General features: G+C 49.2%; 18 protein-coding genes. 13 read left to right on the top strand and 5 right to left on the bottom strand.

The genetic code is table 11. From position 1 onward, the window contains the following. Positions 1–15: 15 nt before the first annotated feature. Positions 16–792, bottom strand: coding sequence for a phosphatase PAP2 family protein (locus AC5FX6_RS16690; protein WP_493598095.1), 777 nt, complete (start codon positions 790–792; stop codon positions 16–18). 351 nt (positions 793–1143) lie between these two features. Here AC5FX6_RS16690 and metK point away from each other — a divergent pair, with 351 nt between their 5' ends. Continuing rightward, on the top strand, positions 1144–2448 hold the full coding sequence (metK, locus tag AC5FX6_RS16685; protein ID WP_493598094.1) for a methionine adenosyltransferase: 1305 nt from the start codon (positions 1144–1146) through the stop codon (positions 2446–2448). A gap of 96 nt (positions 2449–2544) precedes the next feature. Here the strand turns inward: metK and hpf are convergent, their stop codons facing one another. The 4 genes from hpf to AC5FX6_RS16665 form a co-directional block, all read right to left on the bottom strand. Then, positions 2545–2847, bottom strand: coding sequence for a ribosome hibernation-promoting factor, HPF/YfiA family (gene hpf, locus AC5FX6_RS16680; protein WP_493598093.1), 303 nt, complete (start codon positions 2845–2847; stop codon positions 2545–2547). Between the two features lie 25 nt (positions 2848–2872). After that, entirely contained in the window at positions 2873–3751 is an 879-nt protein-coding gene (locus tag AC5FX6_RS16675) for a tyrosine-type recombinase/integrase (protein WP_493598092.1), read from the bottom strand. 70 nt (positions 3752–3821) lie between these two features. Then, entirely contained in the window at positions 3822–4016 is a 195-nt protein-coding gene (rpsU, locus tag AC5FX6_RS16670; RefSeq protein ID WP_299705197.1) for a 30S ribosomal protein S21, read from the bottom strand. A 163-nt stretch (positions 4017–4179) separates the two neighbouring features. Further along, positions 4180–5319 carry an acyl-CoA dehydrogenase gene (locus AC5FX6_RS16665; RefSeq protein WP_493598091.1) on the bottom strand — a complete coding sequence of 380 codons (1140 nt, stop codon included), beginning with the start codon at positions 5317–5319 and terminating at the stop codon, positions 4180–4182. Between the two features lie 318 nt (positions 5320–5637). Between AC5FX6_RS16665 and AC5FX6_RS16660 the strand changes: the two genes are divergently transcribed. The 12 genes from AC5FX6_RS16660 (at position 5638) to uvrB (ending at position 17889) form a co-directional block, all read left to right on the top strand. After that, complete coding sequence (locus tag AC5FX6_RS16660; protein ID WP_493598090.1) at positions 5638–6384, top strand: tyrosine-protein phosphatase; 747 nt, start codon at positions 5638–5640, stop codon at positions 6382–6384. Positions 6385–6406: 22 nt separating this feature from the next. Continuing rightward, positions 6407–7417: an NAD-dependent epimerase/dehydratase family protein gene (locus AC5FX6_RS16655; RefSeq protein WP_493598089.1), complete on the top strand. Its 1011-nt coding sequence runs from the start codon at positions 6407–6409 to the stop codon at positions 7415–7417. A 69-nt stretch (positions 7418–7486) separates the two neighbouring features. Next, on the top strand, positions 7487–8884 hold the full coding sequence (locus tag AC5FX6_RS16650) for a tetratricopeptide repeat protein (RefSeq protein WP_493598088.1): 1398 nt from the start codon (positions 7487–7489) through the stop codon (positions 8882–8884). After that, the gene (locus AC5FX6_RS16645; RefSeq protein WP_493598087.1) at positions 8884–9672 is read left to right on the top strand and encodes a phosphosulfolactate synthase; all 789 of its coding nucleotides are present in this window, start codon (positions 8884–8886) and stop codon (positions 9670–9672) included. Before AC5FX6_RS16650 ends, AC5FX6_RS16645 begins: the two co-directional genes overlap by 1 nt. A gap of 84 nt (positions 9673–9756) precedes the next feature. Beyond that, complete coding sequence (locus AC5FX6_RS16640; RefSeq protein ID WP_493598086.1) at positions 9757–10704, top strand: polyprenyl-phosphate transporter; 948 nt, start codon at positions 9757–9759, stop codon at positions 10702–10704. A gap of 2 nt (positions 10705–10706) precedes the next feature. After that, positions 10707–11453 carry a shikimate dehydrogenase family protein gene (locus AC5FX6_RS16635; protein ID WP_493598085.1) on the top strand — a complete coding sequence of 249 codons (747 nt, stop codon included), beginning with the start codon at positions 10707–10709 and terminating at the stop codon, positions 11451–11453. Between the two features lie 87 nt (positions 11454–11540). Then, on the top strand, positions 11541–11942 hold the full coding sequence (locus AC5FX6_RS16630) for a YkvA family protein (protein ID WP_493598084.1): 402 nt from the start codon (positions 11541–11543) through the stop codon (positions 11940–11942). A gap of 228 nt (positions 11943–12170) precedes the next feature. Continuing rightward, complete coding sequence (locus AC5FX6_RS16625) at positions 12171–12749, top strand: RNA polymerase sigma factor (RefSeq protein WP_493598083.1); 579 nt, start codon at positions 12171–12173, stop codon at positions 12747–12749. After that, complete coding sequence (locus AC5FX6_RS16620; protein WP_493598082.1) at positions 12733–14442, top strand: outer membrane beta-barrel protein; 1710 nt, start codon at positions 12733–12735, stop codon at positions 14440–14442. The genes AC5FX6_RS16625 and AC5FX6_RS16620 overlap by 17 nt, the downstream gene beginning before the upstream one ends. 280 nt (positions 14443–14722) lie before the next feature. Further along, positions 14723–15181, top strand: a complete 459-nt coding sequence (locus tag AC5FX6_RS16615; RefSeq protein WP_493598081.1) for a hypothetical protein — start codon at positions 14723–14725, stop codon at positions 15179–15181. 123 nt (positions 15182–15304) lie between these two features. Then, on the top strand, positions 15305–15673 hold the full coding sequence (locus AC5FX6_RS16610; protein ID WP_493598080.1) for a hypothetical protein: 369 nt from the start codon (positions 15305–15307) through the stop codon (positions 15671–15673). Positions 15674–15861: 188 nt separating this feature from the next. Beyond that, positions 15862–17889, top strand: coding sequence for an excinuclease ABC subunit UvrB (gene uvrB / locus AC5FX6_RS16605; RefSeq protein WP_493598079.1), 2028 nt, complete (start codon positions 15862–15864; stop codon positions 17887–17889). Positions 17890–17979: the final 90 nt, after the last annotated feature.

The following is a 17979-nucleotide window of genomic DNA, read 5'->3' as shown; positions in this document are numbered from 1 at the left end:
TGGGGACAGTTATTACTAAAAGGTATAGCTCAGATTAGCACCTTGCGAGGCAGTGCCAGCGAAGGTGGGGATGATGGTGGGACTCAGAGAGAATCCACTCGTGTTGGACTTCTTATGTAATTGTGGCACGACAATACCGACAGCCGCCCCCACTGCATATCCCAGTAGGTTATCGCTTAGGAAGTGCTTACCAGCTCTCAGTCGCAAGTAACCTACAGCTGCAGGTACTGTTGCGGCGCCAAGCCACACATAAGTACGGGCAGGAGAGTCTGGGTTGAAGTCATGGAACACCTTGGCAAAGAAAAACGAAGCCGCGGCAGCCGCTGTGGTGTGGCCAGCATAAAATGAGTTGCGGGCATTAGCGCGCATTTTCTCATCCATCTCTACGTCCGGACTATACACAAGTGGTCTGGTACGCGGGTTAAAGGCACTTGTCATTGTGAACAGGGCACCCGTCACAGCCATGGTCTGCACATAAAGCCCAAATACCTGGCCGGCGTTGCTGCGCACATCCTCGTTTAGAGCTAAAATGAAAGGCAGTGCAAAAGAGCCGTAAAAAGGAATGTCACTGATTTTCTTAGCCTGTTCGGAGTCATAACCCGCAGAGAAGCGATCGAAGCTGTTTACCTGGCTTCTGTTCAGGTTAGCAATTTGCTCTTCTGTAAGACCGTCCTTATCCTGCATACGGGTAAGACCATAGTAACTAAGGCCCATTCCGGCAACCGTAATAGGTGCGTCTATTGCAAATTTAGTTTTGTAGGGAGAGTCGCTTTGAGCCTGGCTGACTTGCATTGTCATAACCAGACACCATATCATTAGAATATACTTTTTCATCATTGAGTCTTAAATGTGCAATTTTAATGATTGAAACGATGCTATATATAAAAGGTTTTGTATAGAAAATTTTTAGTTCTAATGGTCTAAGGCTATACTTTGCCTATCAGGGGCTTTGCTGTAGATCAGCTAGTTTTTATTTGTTAGATACAATTTTGTTGAGTGATTGTTTAGCAAAGCAGATAGATTTTAAATGCAAGTAAACCTAGCGTAAATGATCGTTTTTATTGTGGTGGAATTGCCGTAGCTTTGCAAACGCTGTCGTTACCGGCAGTTGGTTTATACTTTGTACCTAAACCCACTATTGAAATGCCATATTTGTTCACCTCCGAGTCTGTATCAGAAGGACACCCGGATAAAGTAGCGGATCAGATATCTGATGCCCTCCTAGATGAATTTTTAAAGCAGGACCCACAGTCTAAGGTGGCTTGCGAGACGCTGGTAACAACAGGACTTGTTGTACTGAGCGGAGAAGTGAAGACTGAAGCGTACGTAGATGTGCAGAAGGTCGCCCGTGAAGTGATTAAGCGTATAGGTTATACCAAATCAGAATATATGTTCGATGCCGACGCCTGTGGTGTGATTTCGGCTATACACGAACAGTCTCCGGACATTAACCAAGGGGTAGAGCGTACCAATCCTGAAGATCAGGGCGCTGGTGACCAGGGTATGATGTTCGGCTATGCCACCAGCGAGACGGACAACTATATGCCTTTAGCGCTGAGCATTTCGCATTTGCTGCTAGAAGAACTTTCCGCTATCCGCAAGGAAGGTAAGGAAATGACATACCTGCGTCCGGATGCCAAGTCACAGGTAACCATTCGCTACAGCGACAACCACGTACCAGAGAAAATCGATACGATCGTGATCTCAACCCAACACGATGAGTTCGTGTTACCGGAAACAGACAGCAACGAAGCAAAGCTGTCTGCCGAGAAGCAGATGGTCGCTCAGATCAAGGCTGACGTAGATAGCATCCTGATCCCACGTGTGCTGAAGCAACTGCCGGAGCGCATTCAGAAGCTATTCAACAACGAGATCACTTACCACATCAACCCAACGGGCAAGTTCGTGATCGGTGGCCCGCACGGCGACACGGGACTGACAGGCCGTAAAATCATTGTAGACACTTACGGTGGCAAAGGTGCACACGGTGGTGGTGCATTCTCTGGTAAGGATTCCTCTAAAGTAGACCGTTCTGCCGCTTATGCAGCGCGCCACATCGCCAAGAACCTGGTGGCTGCCGGTGTAGCAGATCAGGCATTAGTGCAGGTAGCGTACGCTATTGGTGTTGCTAAGCCAGTAGGCCTTTATGTAACCACTTATGGTTCTACCAAAGTAAAAGACACTAACGGAAACGTGATGAGCGATGGTGAGATTGCTGAGAAGGTGAACAAGCTGTTTGATATGCGTCCTTACGCGATTGTGCAGCGTTTTGGCCTGCAGAACCCAATTTTCTCTGAAACGGCTGCTTATGGTCACATGGGCAGAACACCAGGCAAGAAGACGATTGAAGTTTCTGTGAACGGCCAGAAAGAAGTAAGAGAGTTCGAAACTTTCACTTGGGAGAAGCTGGACTATGTAGACAAGATCAAGGCAGAGTTTGGTTTGTAACCAATTTATACCTTGCGTCATAAAAAAGACCTGCTGATTGCTCAGCAGGTCTTTTTGTTTTATACCTGTGTCAGGTACAGCGGGAATCAGTTTGGCTTAATGGTGTGCCAGTTGTTTCTCCTTGAATTTTTTTAGTTGTCTGCGCATTGCGTCAACAGCTGCATCAGCGGCGGCTTCAAAGGATGGAGCGTCTTCTTTTGAAAACAGGGTGGAGCCTGGCACAAATAATTTAATCTCTACTGTCTTATTAGCTGTTCCGTCGTTGTTGTTATGTTTAAGAAACACCTCGCCTTCTACAATGCGGTCGTAGAATGTTTCCAGTTTGTCTACTTTCTGCTGGATGAAATCGGTTAGCTGTCTGTCAGCCTCGAAGTGGATGGAATGCATCTGTAGCTTCATAATCGTAACATTTTATGGTTAAACTTTATGCTTTTGGATGAGCCTTCTCGAAAATCGATTTGAGCTTCTCTATTGAATTGTGGGTATACACCTGTGTTGCAGCCAGGCTGGCATGCCCTAGCAGGTCTTTGATGGCATTAAGGTCTGCGCCATTGTTGAGCAGGTGGGTAGCGAAGGAGTGTCGCAGCACATGCGGGCTGTTATGTTCGGAGGTGGTAACCAAGCTGATGTACTTTTTAGCGACACGATAAACGAACTTCGGATAGAGAGGTCGTTCTTTATTAGTAACGAGTAGCCTTTCCGAATTGTTATTGCCAAATTCGCTTTTCTTGTGCTCTGAATACTGCCTGATAGAATGCACCAGTGTATCGTTCAGCGGGATGATGCGCACCTTGTTTCCTTTGCCCAGTACACGCACCGTTTTGGCATGAAGGTCCACGTCTTCAGGCGCTATCCCGATCAGTTCGGCCAGTCGCATACCTGTGCCATACAGGAACTCGAGTATCAGGCGGTCGCGCTGTCCTTCGAAGTTGTCTTCAAAGGTAAAGCTGTCCAGAAAGCTGTTGAAGGGCTCCTCTGGTACAAAGGCAGGTAATTTCTTAGAAACTTTGGGAGCCTTGATGCGCAGCATCGGGTTGGCGCTGATGCGCTGTTGGCTCAATAAGAATTTGTAGTAGGAGCGGAGGCAGGCGATCTTCCGGTTAACGGAACGAGCCTCCAGGTTTTTGTGCACAAGGGTCAGGATCCAGGACCGTATGATGGAATGGTCCGCCTCAGCGGGATCGGTGATCTGGTAGGTGTCCTGCAGGTACTGCGCGAACTGTCCCAGATCAGTGTGGTAAGAGGTAAGGGTGTGCGGACTGTACCGCTTCTCGTACTCGAGATACTTAAAAAATAATTCCATACATTGGTATACCTGATGTGTTCCTCAGATATACTAATGTATGGAAAAATAAAATATCTTTAAAGAAAGACTAGTAATTATCGTTCGCGAAAAGCTGCTGCTTGTACTTCGCTCTTTCTTTTTGCTTTCTCTTAGAAACAGATGGTTTCTCGAAGAAAGTTCTAGATCTCAGTTCTTTCAGAACACCAGTTCTCTCGAATTTCTTCTTAAATCTCTTAAGGGCACGGTCTACAGACTCGTTATCTTTTACGTTTACAATAATCATATTTTTGCTTTCTTCTTCTGATATTTAGGGATGCAAATTTACTTAATGTTTTGCTTAAAAATCAATAGTTTGATGAAAATAATTCCGCAAACCATTGAAAAAAAGATGCCTATAGTGGAGAAACCGACCTATAGGCATCTTTAAAATGCTTTTCAGCGTCTCTTTATTTTAGGATAGCTCTAGAGATAACAAGCTTCTGTATCTCACTTGTTCCCTCACCGATCGTGCAAAGTTTGGCATCGCGGTAGTACTTCTCAGCCGGGTAGTCTTTTGTGAAGCCGTAGCCACCAAAGATCTGCACACCTTCGTTTGCCACTCTCACCGATACTTCAGAAGCATACAATTTCGCCATGGCAGACTCCTTGTTCACGTTCAGGCCACGGTTCTTCATGTCTGCTGCCTGGTAAGTGAGGAGTGCCGCAGCTTCGATCTCCGTAGCCATGTCGGCCAGTTTGAAAGAAATGCCCTGGAAGCTGGAGATCGGCTTGTTGAACTGGCTGCGCTCCTGTGAGTAAGCCAATGCGGCATCAAATGCTCCTTGTGCTATACCTAGTGATAGGGCTGCAATCGAGATGCGTCCGCCGTCCAGCACTTTCATTGCCTGAATGAAGCCTTCGCCTACATTGCCCAGCATCTGGTCCTTGTGCACACGGCAGTCTTCAAAGATCAACTCTGTGGTCTCAGAGGCACGCATACCTAGCTTGTCTTCCTTGCGTCCTGCGCTGAAGCCCGGAGTGCCTTTCTCGATGATGAAAGCCGTCATGCCATGGGAGTCACCTACTTCGCCAGTGCGTACGATCACAACAGCTACGTTGCCGCTCTTGCCGTGTGTGATGAAGTTCTTGGCCCCGTTGATTACCCAGTGGTCGCCATCCTGCACCGCTACGGTACGCATGTTGCCGGCATCGGAACCTGTGTTTGGCTCTGTCAGGCCCCAGGCACCGATCCACTCGGCAGTAGCTAATTTTGGAAGGTACTGCTTCTTTTGTGCTTCGTTGCCGAATTGCAGGATATGGCCAGTGCAAAGGGAGTTGTGCGCCGCCATGGATAAGCCAATAGAGCCGTCGATCTTGGAAAGCTCCGCAATAGCCGTTACATATTCCAGGTAGCCAAAGCCAGAGCCGCCGTACTCAGTTGGTACCAACACGCCCATCAGGCCCAGTTCGCCCAGCTTCTTGAATACCTCTACCGGAAATTCCTGACTTTCGTCCCACTCCATCATTTTTGGTTTGATGTGTTTGGCTCCAAAGTCCCGAATCATCTCGGCGATCATGCGCTGGTTTTCTGTGTAGTTAAATTCCATTTAAGTTTAGTTGTTAAAGAGTCGCGTGTATTAAACTGATAAATGAATAAAGGGTTTACAAAGCTAACTAAATAAGCCTGATTGGCAAATTCGGAGTTTTAGTTTGATTTAGTCGATGTATGTGCTTACACACAATGACAACAGTCAGTTGCACATAAAAGACAGACCGCTTCAGGTTTTATACCATCACCTTATATTAAACCCAAACGGACTCCGTTTATTTTGATAGCGTATAATAATTGCGTTATTTTGATGTTGCGTTGCCGTGTTTGGCAACGTTTGTGTTTTGTGCCGTGTACATACGGTTGAATTGAGCAAATGATAAAATTTTTCCAGAATCTGTTTGGCAAGGAGGAGGTGCAGGTCGAGTCGCTGGGTATACTTGGCGTGGACATGCACTCGCACATACTGCCAGGTATAGACGACGGCGCCGCTACGCTGGAGCAGTCGCTGGAACTGGTGCGTGGCATGAAGGAGATGGGCTATCGCAAGCTGATCATGACACCCCACATCATGAGCGACTTCTACCGCAACACGCCAGAGATCATACGCACGCAGTTGAAAGTGCTGCAAGATGCCGTAACGGCTGAAGGGATAGAGATGGAACTGGCCTGTGCCGCCGAGCACTACCTGGACGAAGCGCTTTTGCAGAAGCTGGAGGACAATGAGGAATTGCTCACCTTTGGGGATAAGTATTTACTGTTTGAGACTTCTTTCCTGAACGAGCCGCTTAACCTGCGCGAAGCCATTTTCCGGATGCAGTCCCTGGGCTATAAGCCGGTGCTGGCCCATCCGGAGCGCTATACCTATTTCTATGGCAAGTTTGATGACCTAGTAGGCTTGCGTGAGCAAGGTGTGCTGTTGCAGCCAAACCTCAATTCACTCACAGGCTATTACTCGCCGGGCGCCAAAATGGTCATCGAGAAACTTATTGACGCCGGCTTGGTTGATTTTCTAGGCTCTGATGCACATAGCCTGAAGCACATTGCTAACTTGCAGAAAGTGCTTTGCTCGAAGTATCTGGCGAAAGCCCTGGAACTTCCGCTACTCAACAGTAAACTATAATCCCTTAACTTCTCCTATACCCATGTCGATGGTTTTCGTGACAGGCGGCAGCGGCCTGATTGGCAGCTATCTTATACCGGCACTTGTCGCGCAGGGTCACCGTGTGCGTGCGCTATACCGGGGGCAGGTGCCAGCTGTTGCGCAGGCCGACCAGGTAGACTGGATGGAAGGTGATGTCCTGGATATTGCTTTGCTTCGAAAAGCATTGAAAGGTGTGAGCTATGTGTTTCATAGCGCCGGTCTGGTATCGTATGCGCCGCAAGACACGCCTCTGTTGCAACAAGTGAATGTGGAGGGCACCGCCAATATAGTCGATGCCTGTTTGGATGCAGCGGAGGAAATCAAGCTGTGCCATGTCAGCTCAATTGCAGCCATTGGCCGCACCAAGGAAGCAACCCTGCTCAACGAAAACAGCAAGTGGGATGCCGGCGAGAAGCAATCGGCCTATGCCGAGTCGAAGCACTATGGCGAACTGGAAGTTTGGCGAGGTATAGCCGAAGGGTTGCAGGCTGTAATTGTGAATCCTTCCGTCGTGCTGGGCCCATCCGACTGGAATCGAAGCAGCACGCGCCTGTTCAAGTATGTATACCAGCAACGGTCCTTTTATACGCCGGGTAGCGCCAATTTTGTGGATGTGCGCGACGTAGTGGAAGCCATGCTCCGCCTGACTTTCTCTGAGGTTTCCGGTGAAAGATTTATCCTTAATGCAGGACAACTCACTTACAAAGCGTTTTTTGAGGAGGCAGCCCGAGGCTTCGGCAAGAAAGCCCCTTCTATCAGGGTTTCTCCGGCACTGGCTGAGGTGGTATGGCGGCTGGAGCATGCCCGTGCCTGGCTCACAGGAGGGCGTCCGCTTATCACCAAAGACACCGCCCGCGTGACAACCAAAAGCCACCTGTTTGACAATCAGAAAGTTCGGAAAATAACAGGTATAGAGTTCAGGCCATTGACCGAATCCATTGCCTGGACGTGTCAGGGTTTGCTGCAAATAACACAGAATCAGAGAGGTCCGGAACTGACCCGCGCAAACTAAACTTTTTGCAGTTTATAAATGTAGTTAAAAGACAAGAGCTGCCTTTTTGCAGCTTGTGGGATATAGGAGATGAAAGAGAATTTTGACGAGCACAGCGAGGATTCTGAACTGATCATCCGGTTCGAACAGATGCTGGGAACAAACGAGACCGTTTTTTTTGACCTGACCGATTTTGAATATATCATAGACCACTATACCGCTAACTTTGACTATAAGAAAGCGCTGCTGGCCTGTGATTCCGCTATAGCACAATATCCTTTTTCGACCGGGCTTCAAATAGACAAGGCACAGCTGCTGGCAATGTCCGGCAACTTCGATGACGCTATGGTGCTCATCGACCAGGTGGCCGAAGTGGAGCCTCAGAACCCAGATGTGCTTCTGACCCGGGGCATTATCTTTACACAGCGCGGCGAGTACCGCGATGCGGTAGACCATTTCAAAAAAGCCCTGGCCTTTGCCGAGGACCGCGACGATATTTATTTCAACATAGGACTAACCTATCAGAGCTGGGGCAAGTTCAGCTCGGCCATCAAGTACTACAAGAAGTGCATTGAACTCAATGTAGAGAATGAAGCTGCTATGCAGGAAATCATCTACTGTATGGAGATCACAGGCTCGATGCGTGAGGAGCTACCATTCTTTCAGGAGTTTATAGACAAAGATCCCTACTCGTATGTAGCCTGGTTTAACCTGGGCAATGTGTACAACAAGCTAGGCTCTTACGAAAAAGCTATCGCCGCTTACGACTACGCTACCATTATCAAGCCTGATTTTATCACGGCTTACAATAACATGGCCAATGCCTATGTGTTTTTAGGGCAATATACCAAAGCCATCGATGCCTTTAATGGGATGCTGGAGCATGGCTCACCCTCGGCAGAGGTGTTTTGCAACATAGGGGAGTGCTACGAAAAAATGCAGCAGTGGGACCTGGCCCGTCGCTATTACCAAAAGTCCATTGACCTGGATCCGGATATGGATGAGGCCTGGTTTGGGATAGGCGTGGTGCTGGATGCACAGGGTAAGTGGTATGAGTCGGTACATTTCTTCAAGAAAGCCGTCACGCTTTACGACGACAGCGTGGATTACTGGGTGGCGCTGGCATCGGCTGAGTACCATGTGGGCCATGTGGTATCGGCGCTGGAAAGCTATGCACGTGCTGCTGAGATTCAACCGGAAGACAAGGATATTTATCTCAACTGGTCCATTATCCTATACGAGCAGGGTAATTTTGAAGAAGCGACCGAAATAATTCTAAATGCGATTGAGCTGCAACCTGACGAGGCAGAGCTGTATTACAGAGCTTGTGCTTACATGCTTTCGGCAGGAAAATACCGCGAAGCTTACAATTATCTGGAAAATGCGTTAATTTTGGACTTCGACAAACATAAGCTGTTGTTTGAGTTCTTCCCTGAGCTTGAGTCACAGCGCGCGTTATCCCGATTAATTGACCAATATCGCAAATAATGACCAACAACTATAATCTGAACAGCCTGCCTGAGCGCGAGGCGAAGCCGCGTGATCGTGGCTTTACCATGGCCATGGACAAGGGCCTGAGCATTCGTGAAGTAGAGGACTTCCTGGAGGTAGCAGGTGACTACGTAGATATCGTGAAACTGGGCTGGGCTACATCGTATGTGGTGCCTAACCTGCAGAAGAAGCTGGATGTTTACCGCGCAGCCGGTATACCTGTCTACTTTGGGGGTACTTTGTTCGAGGCTTTCATTGCCCGCAATCAGTTTGATGATTATCGCCGTGTGCTGGATAAGTATAACATGACCTTTGCCGAAGTATCGGATGGATCACTGGAAATGTCGCACGAAAAGAAGTGTGGCTACATCCGGACGTTGTCTGAGCAAGTGACGGTACTGTCAGAGGTTGGCTCTAAGGATGCAGAGAAGATCATTCCACCTTATATGTGGATCAGGCTGATGCAGGCCGAGCTTGAAGCAGGTGCCTGGAAAGTGATCGGGGAGGCCCGTGAAGGAGGTAACGTAGGTTTGTTCCGCTCTACCGGTGAGGTACGCAGCGGCCTGGTGGAAGAGATCCTGACACAGGTGCCTTTTGAGAAGATCCTGTGGGAAGCGCCACAGAAAGCACAGCAGGTATGGTTCATCAAGCTGTTAGGCGCGAACGTAAACCTGGGGAACATTGCCCCGAGCGAAGTTATTCCATTGGAGACCATCCGACTAGGATTGCGTGGCGATACGTTCAACCATTTCCTGAACAACGGACAGCCAATCATAGACGCTTAATACAAAACAGATAATGAAAATTGCCCATCGGTGCCGCCGACGGGCAATTTTTTTGTGCTTAGCCAAATCCAGACTTCTAAAAGCATGAGACGACGATCATTAAAAGAATACCTGCTGCTGTTTTCCAAAGGCATGGGGATGGGGGCGGCCGATGTGGTGCCAGGCGTATCGGGAGGCACGATCGCCTTCATTACGGGCATTTACGAAGAGTTGCTTGACTCTATCCGCTCCGTCAATGGAGAGGCCATGCGCCTTCTGGCCCGCTTTGACCTCAAAGGTTTCTGGCGACACATCAACGGCACCTTCTTGGTTGTGCTGGTGACAGGTATACTGTTTTCTATCGCTTCTCTTTCGCGCCTGGTGATTTACCTGCTGGAGAACCACACCGTGTTACTCTGGGCATTCTTCTTTGGTTTGATCGTAGCCTCGGCGCTGGTTGTTGGAAAAAAAATAACGAAGTGGCGCCCCATTGTGGTACTTTCTGGGCTGTTAGGTGTCGCTATCGCCTATTGGGTGACGATTGCCGTGCCGATGCAGACGCCGGAGGCCTACTGGTTCATTTTCCTGTCAGGTGCCATCGCTATCTGCGCTATGATCTTACCTGGTTTGTCGGGTAGCTTCCTGCTGTTGCTGATGGCTAAGTACGAATTCATGATGAATGCGCTCAAGGAGTTTAAAATAGATATGATTTTGGTATTTGCCGCTGGCTGTGTGACGGGACTTCTGTCTTTTTCGCATTTGCTCAATTGGATGCTCAAAAATTACTACAACATCACCGTGGCTATGCTGACCGGTTTTATGGTAGGCTCTCTCAACAAGGTATGGCCTTGGAAGCACACTGTGCAGACCTATACAGACCGCCATGGTGTGGAAAAACCGCTCTTGCAGGACAATGTCTTGCCGTCTACTTTTGCGGAGCTGACCGGTCAGGATCCCAATTTGCTGTATGCGATTGTCCTGGCTATTTTCGGATTTCTGCTGGTATACCTGATCGACCGTTTGACCGACGACACGACAGCTGACAGAATATAAGTATGCGCAAATTCGGACTCATCGGCAAAAAGCTCGGGCACTCTTTCTCGAAGCGTTACTTCTCGGAGAAGTTCGAGAAGCAAGGTATAGCAGATGCTGCCTATGAGCTCTATGAATTGTCCGAAATCGCTGAATTGTCTGAGTTGCTGGCGAGCGAACCTGAGTTGGTTGGACTAAATGTGACAGTGCCTTATAAAGAGGCTGTTATCCCATACCTGGATGAGCTAGACGAAAGCGCTGCAGGTATAGGAGCCGTAAATACCATCAAAATTGAGGGAGGGAGAACCAAGGGCTATAACACCGACTTCATTGGCTTCAGGGATACGCTTCAGCAATTCTATCCGGATGTACACGGAGCCCGGGCCCTGGTGCTGGGCACAGGCGGCGCTGCTAAAGCTGTATGGGCCGCCCTGGATGCGCTGGCTATACCTTATACCTCTGCTTCTCGTAATCCTACTGAAAATCAGTTGCATTACGAGTTCATAACACCAGAAGTACTGCAGGCCTATACCTTGGTAATCAACACAACGCCGCTCGGCATGGCTCCTGACACTGAGAGTGCCCCGGCTATACCTTATAAGGCTCTTACTGCTAGGCATTATCTCTACGACCTGGTCTACAACCCTGCAGAAACCCTATTCCTGCAAAAAGGCCGTCAGGCTGGAGCAAGCATCATCAATGGCCTGCCCATGCTCTATGCACAGGCCGATGCCGCCTGGAAAATCTGGACGAACGAAAATTCTGACTAAAATATTGCGTTTATTTCATGTTATCGTGAAACTTTCAGGTAGGGCTGCTGCGTAAGGAGAACTAAATCACCCCTTACCCTTACACCCATGATGCAGTTGACTTACCTTCGCCAGAAAGCGCACGAGATGAATGCGGAGATATACGCCTTATACCTGTCTGCCCGTCACCCGGAGGTAAGATGGTATGTACCGCTTCTGCTGGCAGTAGTTATTGGCTACGCTGTATCCCCCATCGATCTGATTCCTGACCTTGTGCCTGTGTTTGGTTTTCTGGACGATGTCGTGCTGGTTGTGTTGGGTATGCATACAGCTTACCAGTTAGTGTCGAAGAGCATACTGGGGCAGGCGAGGCTACAAGCTTACGAGGTACTGAGCCAGGAAGGCGAAGGTGTTTCAGCAGCCTATCAAATCATAGGCTATGCCTGGACGCTGATCGCGGCACTGGTATCCATTATCCTGTACAAGCTTTTATTTCTGACAATACTCTAAACTTCTCTCACCTTAAACAAACCTGGCGAAGGCCTTTCCATTTCGGAGAGGCCTTCGCTGTTTATACACAGTTTTTATACTGTTGGAATAATTAATTTCAATATATTTACCATACAATTGTTCTTAGTGCGCTTTGATGCTGCCTCCTTGGGGTAAAAATATTTTTTTGTGCTTGCAACCATTGTCTGTCTATGGGAATCATAGGAGTGAAGCTAAAAGAAGAGGCGTTTGAAGCTTTTTACAAAACCTAAATCAGAAGAGGATAAACTCATAGAGGGGTGCATTGCCGGCAAGCGGGAAATGCAACGACTACTCTATGACCTTTATTCCCGCAAGATGATGGTGGTTTGTTTGCGCTACGCCCCTACTAGCTTTGAGGCAGAGGATATGATGCAGGAAGGGTTTGTGAAGGTATTTGCCAATATTCAGAATTTCAAGCGGGATTGTCCTTTGGAGTTTTGGGTACGCCGCATCATGATCAACACAGCCCTGAAACAGCTGCGTCAGAAATCGCTTATGACCGTTTCACATGAAACGGAAGAAGCAAGCAATATCGCATCAGCGGATGTCAACCTGACGGGTTACTCCATGGATGAATTGCTCAGTATGATCCAAAGCCTCGCTCCACGTTACCGCATGGTGTTCAACCTGTACGCCATTGAGGGTTACAATCACAAAGAGATAGGGGAGATGCTCGGCATTTCCGAAGGTACATCAAAATCACAGTATTCACGTGCACGGGCCATACTGCAAGGTATGCTCGAGCGCCAGGATAAAACATATCAAGAGCATGTCATCAGCCAATAACCAAAAGCGAAACAGACTGGAAGACGAATTCCAGCGCCGCCTGTTCGATGCTGAGGCCAGGCCTGCCCCGGACCTATGGGCCCGTATCGACCATGACCTGACAGTGCAGGAAAACAAGGATTATAAGAAACGGGTGCTATTTTACCGGCAGCTTGCCGCCGCCTGCTTCGTGCTGTTTGCACTAACCGGTGCCCTGCTGGCCTACCACTACAGCGGTAGCCTGAACCAGGGAGGTACGCAGCCAGGTATAGCCGCCCTGCCAGCAACCAAGCCCGCTACTGCACCTGTAACCGTGGAAGAGGCGATGAAAGCCTACGCCATGCAGCAGGAGGAAGCCGCCACTATGGCCTATACCTCAGAAGAGACAACAGTCAATCAGAAAGAGGCCAATACTCCTCAGATGCGTCAGCGCCAAGAACTTGTGGTAGCGAAGGCTTCCGAATCCAACGACGGACCACAGGCAGGAGACTATTTCAATGTGGCGCCGGGCTACAGCCCATACCTGGGTTATACGCCAATGCCGGGCCGTAGCAGAGGCTATGTGTCAGGTGGCTTTCCGGGCAACACTTCGGGCACTGCACAAGGCAATCTTTTTGCACCTGGCAATCGCTATACTCAGATCATTACGTGGGAGAGCGTGACGATCACCTTTGGAAACAACCAGCCGGCTACGGGTCAACAGTTTCCGTTAGGTGGCAACTCAATGGCTGCCAAGCCGCAGTCGTTTGCCGAAATGAGTGAGGCACATCAGGCAAGCCGTAAGCAGGCACAGCAGTCAGCCGAGGCTGCGCAGGGGACATTTGCCGGTCAGTCATCAAAATCTGCAGATGCGGGAGCTAAGACAAATAGTCGCTGGAGCCTGAATCTGGCTTATGCGCCGTCTGTGTTCGAACAGAACATTGGTCTGCCGGACCCGCTTACTTTGCCAAGCTCTAATAGCCGGAACATGTTCAGCATCGCATCATCAGGGCCGAGCGTCAATGCTTCGAAGGAGTCTTTCCAGAATATGACAGCTGCACGCGAAGAGTTTGAGGAGAGCACGCAACCAGCTTATTCCTATGCAGTAGAGGCGAAGGCTGGTTTCAAATTGAAAGAGAAACTAAAACTGCTGACAGGTATAGGGTACAGCGAGAGCCGCTCACGCTCTAAGTCAAACTATATTGTACGGCAGTTCTGGGTAAAGCCGCGCTCGAACGAGCGCTACGAACTTAGCCCTTCTACCTTCTTTGTATCATCCCTGAACGATGGCTTCTCCTCTGACTCTGTGAGTGTGGCCCGTACAGGCGATTCTTTTTCAACGGAGTACAAGTACCGCCACCTGACCGTGCCGGTAGGCTTGCAATACGAGCATGATATCAACAAAGACTGGTTTGTGTATGCAGCCGCTGGTATGGCCGCCAACTTCCTGCTCGAATCCAGCGTGACGGCTTCTAACCAGGAGGTGCAGTCGGTTAGTTATACTGCCAGCGACACGGAGTCTCCGTTCCGCAACGTGCAATTATCCGGCAATGCTTCGGTAGGAGTTGGCAAGCGCATCTCATCTAACCTGACGCTGGCGCTTGGGCCGGAAGTGCGCAACTACTTCAGCACCCTCGTTGCTGACCCTGACAAAGCCGCTGCGCCGCAGGGAAGACCCTATGCGATCGGTATGAACATGAGCCTGAACTACCAGTTGAGCAGCTCCCGAAAATAAATTCTGATTTTTTTTTAAAGGCTTGCAACCCTTTAGCGCCAATCGGAATCATATAAGAGTAAAGTGATTGGTTGATTTTTAGATAAAAGCGCTATGCAAATGATGCTATTCATGAGATCCATTCTTCAGACACTGGTAGCTCTAGTGGCCGCTGGCCGTGAAAATATATCTGGATGGTATGTATTGCTGGCGCTTTTATTCCTTTCGGTGCTGCTCTCGGGCTGCACAATGCAAGACAATTCCTTTTTGGGCAGCTATTAAACCACTGCCTTTCCACGCTATGAAAAAAATGTTGGGGCTCGCGGCCATGGCCACCGTCCTATTGGGGCTGGCAACAGGCTGCGCTAAATCAGATGAAGACATGCAACCGGTTTTAGAAGAGAACGGGCTGCGCCAATCCGTGCAAGGGAAGTGGCGCATAGAGCGGGTAAACAACAAGCTGTGCCGCAGTGGCAGCTGTACTTCTGTGATGTATATAGGCACTGCAGACGATTACTTTGAGTTCAAGGCTGACAGCGCTTTCCTGCAGCGGGCAAGCCGGCAAAGTGACAAGAGCGTGTACCGCGATAGCTTCAAGGCTGACTTCTCGCAGCCAAACACGTTTTTGTTAAGCAATTTTGGGTGGGCGGCCCGGTTTAGGGTCATGCACCGTGACGAGCGCATGCTGGTGTTGGAAGGCATCTACTATGGGTCTGACCCAAGTGCCATTTTTACAGATACTTATTACTTATATAGATAAAGGGGCTCCTAACACAGGGTAGAGGCGACGGAAGATGAAGAAGACTACTGTATAAACATTCCGGAAACCGATGCCGTTTTAGGTAGCCCTGCTCACCAGAAACCATTAGTACAACTTAAAACTATGAAGAGTGTCCTGTCCATTGTTGTTCTATACTTGCTGCTGGCAGTGCTGCTTGTGAGCTGCAACGAGCATGACGAGGCTGTGCCAGCCTGTCTGCAAGTGGAGGTCGTAGGACCAGATTGCGAAGCCGGATGGTATGTGCTGCAGATTATCGATGGCGACGGTACAGGCGAGCAGCGCAGCAATCAGTACATCGGGCAGTTGCAGAGCGGTTTTGTTACCACTGACAACCTGCCCGAGGCATTGAGACAGTCTGGTAAAACGGCATACCTGGCCCTTGAACGCAACACCGAGTACGGACCACGTTGCACCGCCATCTACATGATGTTTCCGCCGGTGCGGGTAAAGCAGGTATGTTCTGATGAGTAGAACAGTTTTTACAGTGCCTAATTTTTATTAATTGTTAGGAATAGTTAAACATGCAAAGGCCTGCTCATTAGAGCAGGTTTTTTGTTTCTGGAGAATTCCAGTCGTTCCCTCTATTATATTGACAAAAGCTAAACTTACAGCCCATTTTTCATGTTATAGTATATCTTTACAAGTTGTAAAACCAACGAATGGATTTTAAGCTAACATCAGAATTTCAACCAACTGGCGACCAGCCGAAAGCGATCGCCCAACTCACGAAGGGTATCAACAACGGAGAGCCTGTACAGGTGCTGTTGGGTGCCACAGGTACAGGTAAGACCTTTACCATGGCCAACGTGATTAAGAACACGGGAAAGCCGACGTTGGTCCTTTGCCATAACAAAACATTAGCTGCCCAGCTCTACGGTGAGTTCAAACAGTTCTTCCCGGATAATGCAGTAGAATACTTCATCTCATACTACGACTACTACCAGCCGGAAGCTTACATCGCTTCCTCGGATGTGTTCATCGAAAAGGACCTGCAAATCAACGAGGAAATTGAAAAGCTGCGTCTGCACACTACTTCAGCGTTGCTCTCTGGACGTCGCGATGTGATTGTGGTAGCGTCAGTATCTTGTATTTATGGTATCGGTAACCCGGAGGAGTTTGGTAAGAATGTAATATACCTGGCTCCAGGGCAGCGCTACAGCCGCAATAACCTGCTTTATACATTTGTACAGATTCTGTATAGCCGCACCGAAGCGGAGTTCACACGTGGAACATTCCGGGTGAAAGGCGATACTGTGGACATCTTTCCGGCTTACGCTGACTTTGCTTATCGCTTGTACTTTTTTGGCGACGAGCTGGAGCAGATCCACCGCATCGATCCTGTGTCTGGTAAGAAGATAGCTGATGAGAAAGCTGTAACGCTTTACCCAGCGAACCTGTTCGTGACGGGCAAGGATACGCTGCAGCAGGCCATCTCAGAGATACAGTACGACATGGTAGCGCAGCATGACTACTTCCTGAAAGAAGACAGGCCCATGGAAGCGAAGCGCATAAAGGAACGTACTGAGTTTGACCTGGAGATGATCCGCGAACTAGGCTACTGCTCAGGTATAGAAAACTATTCACGCTACTTCGACCGTCGTGCTCCAGGGGCGAGGCCTTTCTGTTTGCTCGACTACTTCCCGGATGACTTCCTGATGGTGATTGACGAGAGCCACGTGACCGTGCCGCAGGTACGGGCTATGTGGGGTGGTGACCGCTCCCGTAAGGTGGCCCTGGTAGAGTATGGCTTCCGTTTGCCAGCTGCTATGGATAACCGTCCGCTTACCTTCAACGAGTTTGAGAGCCTGATGCATCAGGTCGTGTTTGTGAGTGCCACACCGGGCGATTATGAGATTCAGAAATCCGAAGGTGTGATCGTTGAGCAGATCATTCGTCCGACTGGTCTGTTGGACCCGGAGATCGAGATACGACCAAGTGCGAACCAGGTCGATGATTTGCTGGATGAGGTAGACGAGCGGATCAAACGCAAGGAGCGTGTGCTGGTGACGACCCTGACCAAACGCATGTCGGAGGAGTTGACCAAGTACATGGACCGCCTCAACATCAAGGTGAAATACCTGCACTCGGAGGTAAAGACCCTGGATCGTGTAGAGATTCTGCGTGAACTGCGCCTCGGTGAGATCGACGTGCTGGTGGGGGTGAACCTCTTGCGTGAAGGTCTTGACTTGCCGGAGGTGAGTCTGGTGGCGATCCTCGACGCTGATAAAGAAGGCTTCCTTCGTGACCAGCGCTCTTTGATTCAGACGATGGGTCGTGCCGCCCGTAACGAGCGAGGCCGAGTGATCATGTATGCTGACCGCATCACGGGCTCTATGCAACGGGCCATCGACGAGACCACCCGTCGCCGTGAAACTCAGATTGCTTACAACTTAGAGCACGGCATTACACCACGCACCATCTTGAAAACGAAGGATGAGATATTTGAGCAGACATCTGTAGCCGATTCTAAGAAGAAGGAAGTGAAGATGTATGCTGGTCCGGATGAGGTGTCGCTGGCAGCAGAACCGGTGATTCAGATGATGAAGCGTGATGAGCTTGAAAAGCTGATCAAGAAGACCGAGAAGCAAATGGAAGCCGCTGCCAAAGATCTGGACTTCCTGCAAGCAGCCAAGTACCGCGACGAACTGGCCGAACTACGACAACTGCTCAAGTCGAAGAGAGACTGATAAGTTAGAAAGTTAAAAAGGCAGAAAGTTAAAAAGTTGAAAGGCACCCATGGCGTACAGTTGTGGGTGCTTTTTTTCTTAGGCAGGATT

This window comes from Pontibacter sp. LHS2 (genome assembly GCF_058932845.1).
Note: the sequence above shows the minus strand (reverse complement) of the source record. Positions and strands in the feature narration are given on the sequence as shown.

What these genes read in the sequence shown, in the direction of transcription:
- AC5FX6_RS16690 (WP_493598095.1), bottom strand. Translation starts at nt 792, where the DNA reads ATGCAAGTCAGCCAGGCTCAAAGCGACTCTCCCTACAAAACTAAATTT.
- metK (WP_493598094.1), top strand. Translation starts at nt 1,144, where the DNA reads ATGCCATATTTGTTCACCTCCGAGTCTGTATCAGAAGGACACCCGGAT.
- hpf (WP_493598093.1), bottom strand. Translation starts at nt 2,847, where the DNA reads ATGAAGCTACAGATGCATTCCATCCACTTCGAGGCTGACAGACAGCTA.
- AC5FX6_RS16675 (WP_493598092.1), bottom strand. Translation starts at nt 3,751, where the DNA reads ATGGAATTATTTTTTAAGTATCTCGAGTACGAGAAGCGGTACAGTCCG.
- rpsU (WP_299705197.1), bottom strand. Translation starts at nt 4,016, where the DNA reads ATGATTATTGTAAACGTAAAAGATAACGAGTCTGTAGACCGTGCCCTT.
- AC5FX6_RS16665 (WP_493598091.1), bottom strand. Translation starts at nt 5,319, where the DNA reads ATGGAATTTAACTACACAGAAAACCAGCGCATGATCGCCGAGATGATT.
- AC5FX6_RS16660 (WP_493598090.1), top strand. Translation starts at nt 5,638, where the DNA reads ATGATAAAATTTTTCCAGAATCTGTTTGGCAAGGAGGAGGTGCAGGTC.
- AC5FX6_RS16655 (WP_493598089.1), top strand. Translation starts at nt 6,407, where the DNA reads ATGTCGATGGTTTTCGTGACAGGCGGCAGCGGCCTGATTGGCAGCTAT.
- AC5FX6_RS16650 (WP_493598088.1), top strand. Translation starts at nt 7,487, where the DNA reads ATGAAAGAGAATTTTGACGAGCACAGCGAGGATTCTGAACTGATCATC.
- AC5FX6_RS16645 (WP_493598087.1), top strand. Translation starts at nt 8,884, where the DNA reads ATGACCAACAACTATAATCTGAACAGCCTGCCTGAGCGCGAGGCGAAG.
- AC5FX6_RS16640 (WP_493598086.1), top strand. Translation starts at nt 9,757, where the DNA reads ATGAGACGACGATCATTAAAAGAATACCTGCTGCTGTTTTCCAAAGGC.
- AC5FX6_RS16635 (WP_493598085.1), top strand. Translation starts at nt 10,707, where the DNA reads ATGCGCAAATTCGGACTCATCGGCAAAAAGCTCGGGCACTCTTTCTCG.
- AC5FX6_RS16630 (WP_493598084.1), top strand. Translation starts at nt 11,541, where the DNA reads ATGATGCAGTTGACTTACCTTCGCCAGAAAGCGCACGAGATGAATGCG.
- AC5FX6_RS16620 (WP_493598082.1), top strand. Translation starts at nt 12,733, where the DNA reads ATGTCATCAGCCAATAACCAAAAGCGAAACAGACTGGAAGACGAATTC.
- AC5FX6_RS16615 (WP_493598081.1), top strand. Translation starts at nt 14,723, where the DNA reads ATGAAAAAAATGTTGGGGCTCGCGGCCATGGCCACCGTCCTATTGGGG.
- AC5FX6_RS16610 (WP_493598080.1), top strand. Translation starts at nt 15,305, where the DNA reads ATGAAGAGTGTCCTGTCCATTGTTGTTCTATACTTGCTGCTGGCAGTG.
- uvrB (WP_493598079.1), top strand. Translation starts at nt 15,862, where the DNA reads ATGGATTTTAAGCTAACATCAGAATTTCAACCAACTGGCGACCAGCCG.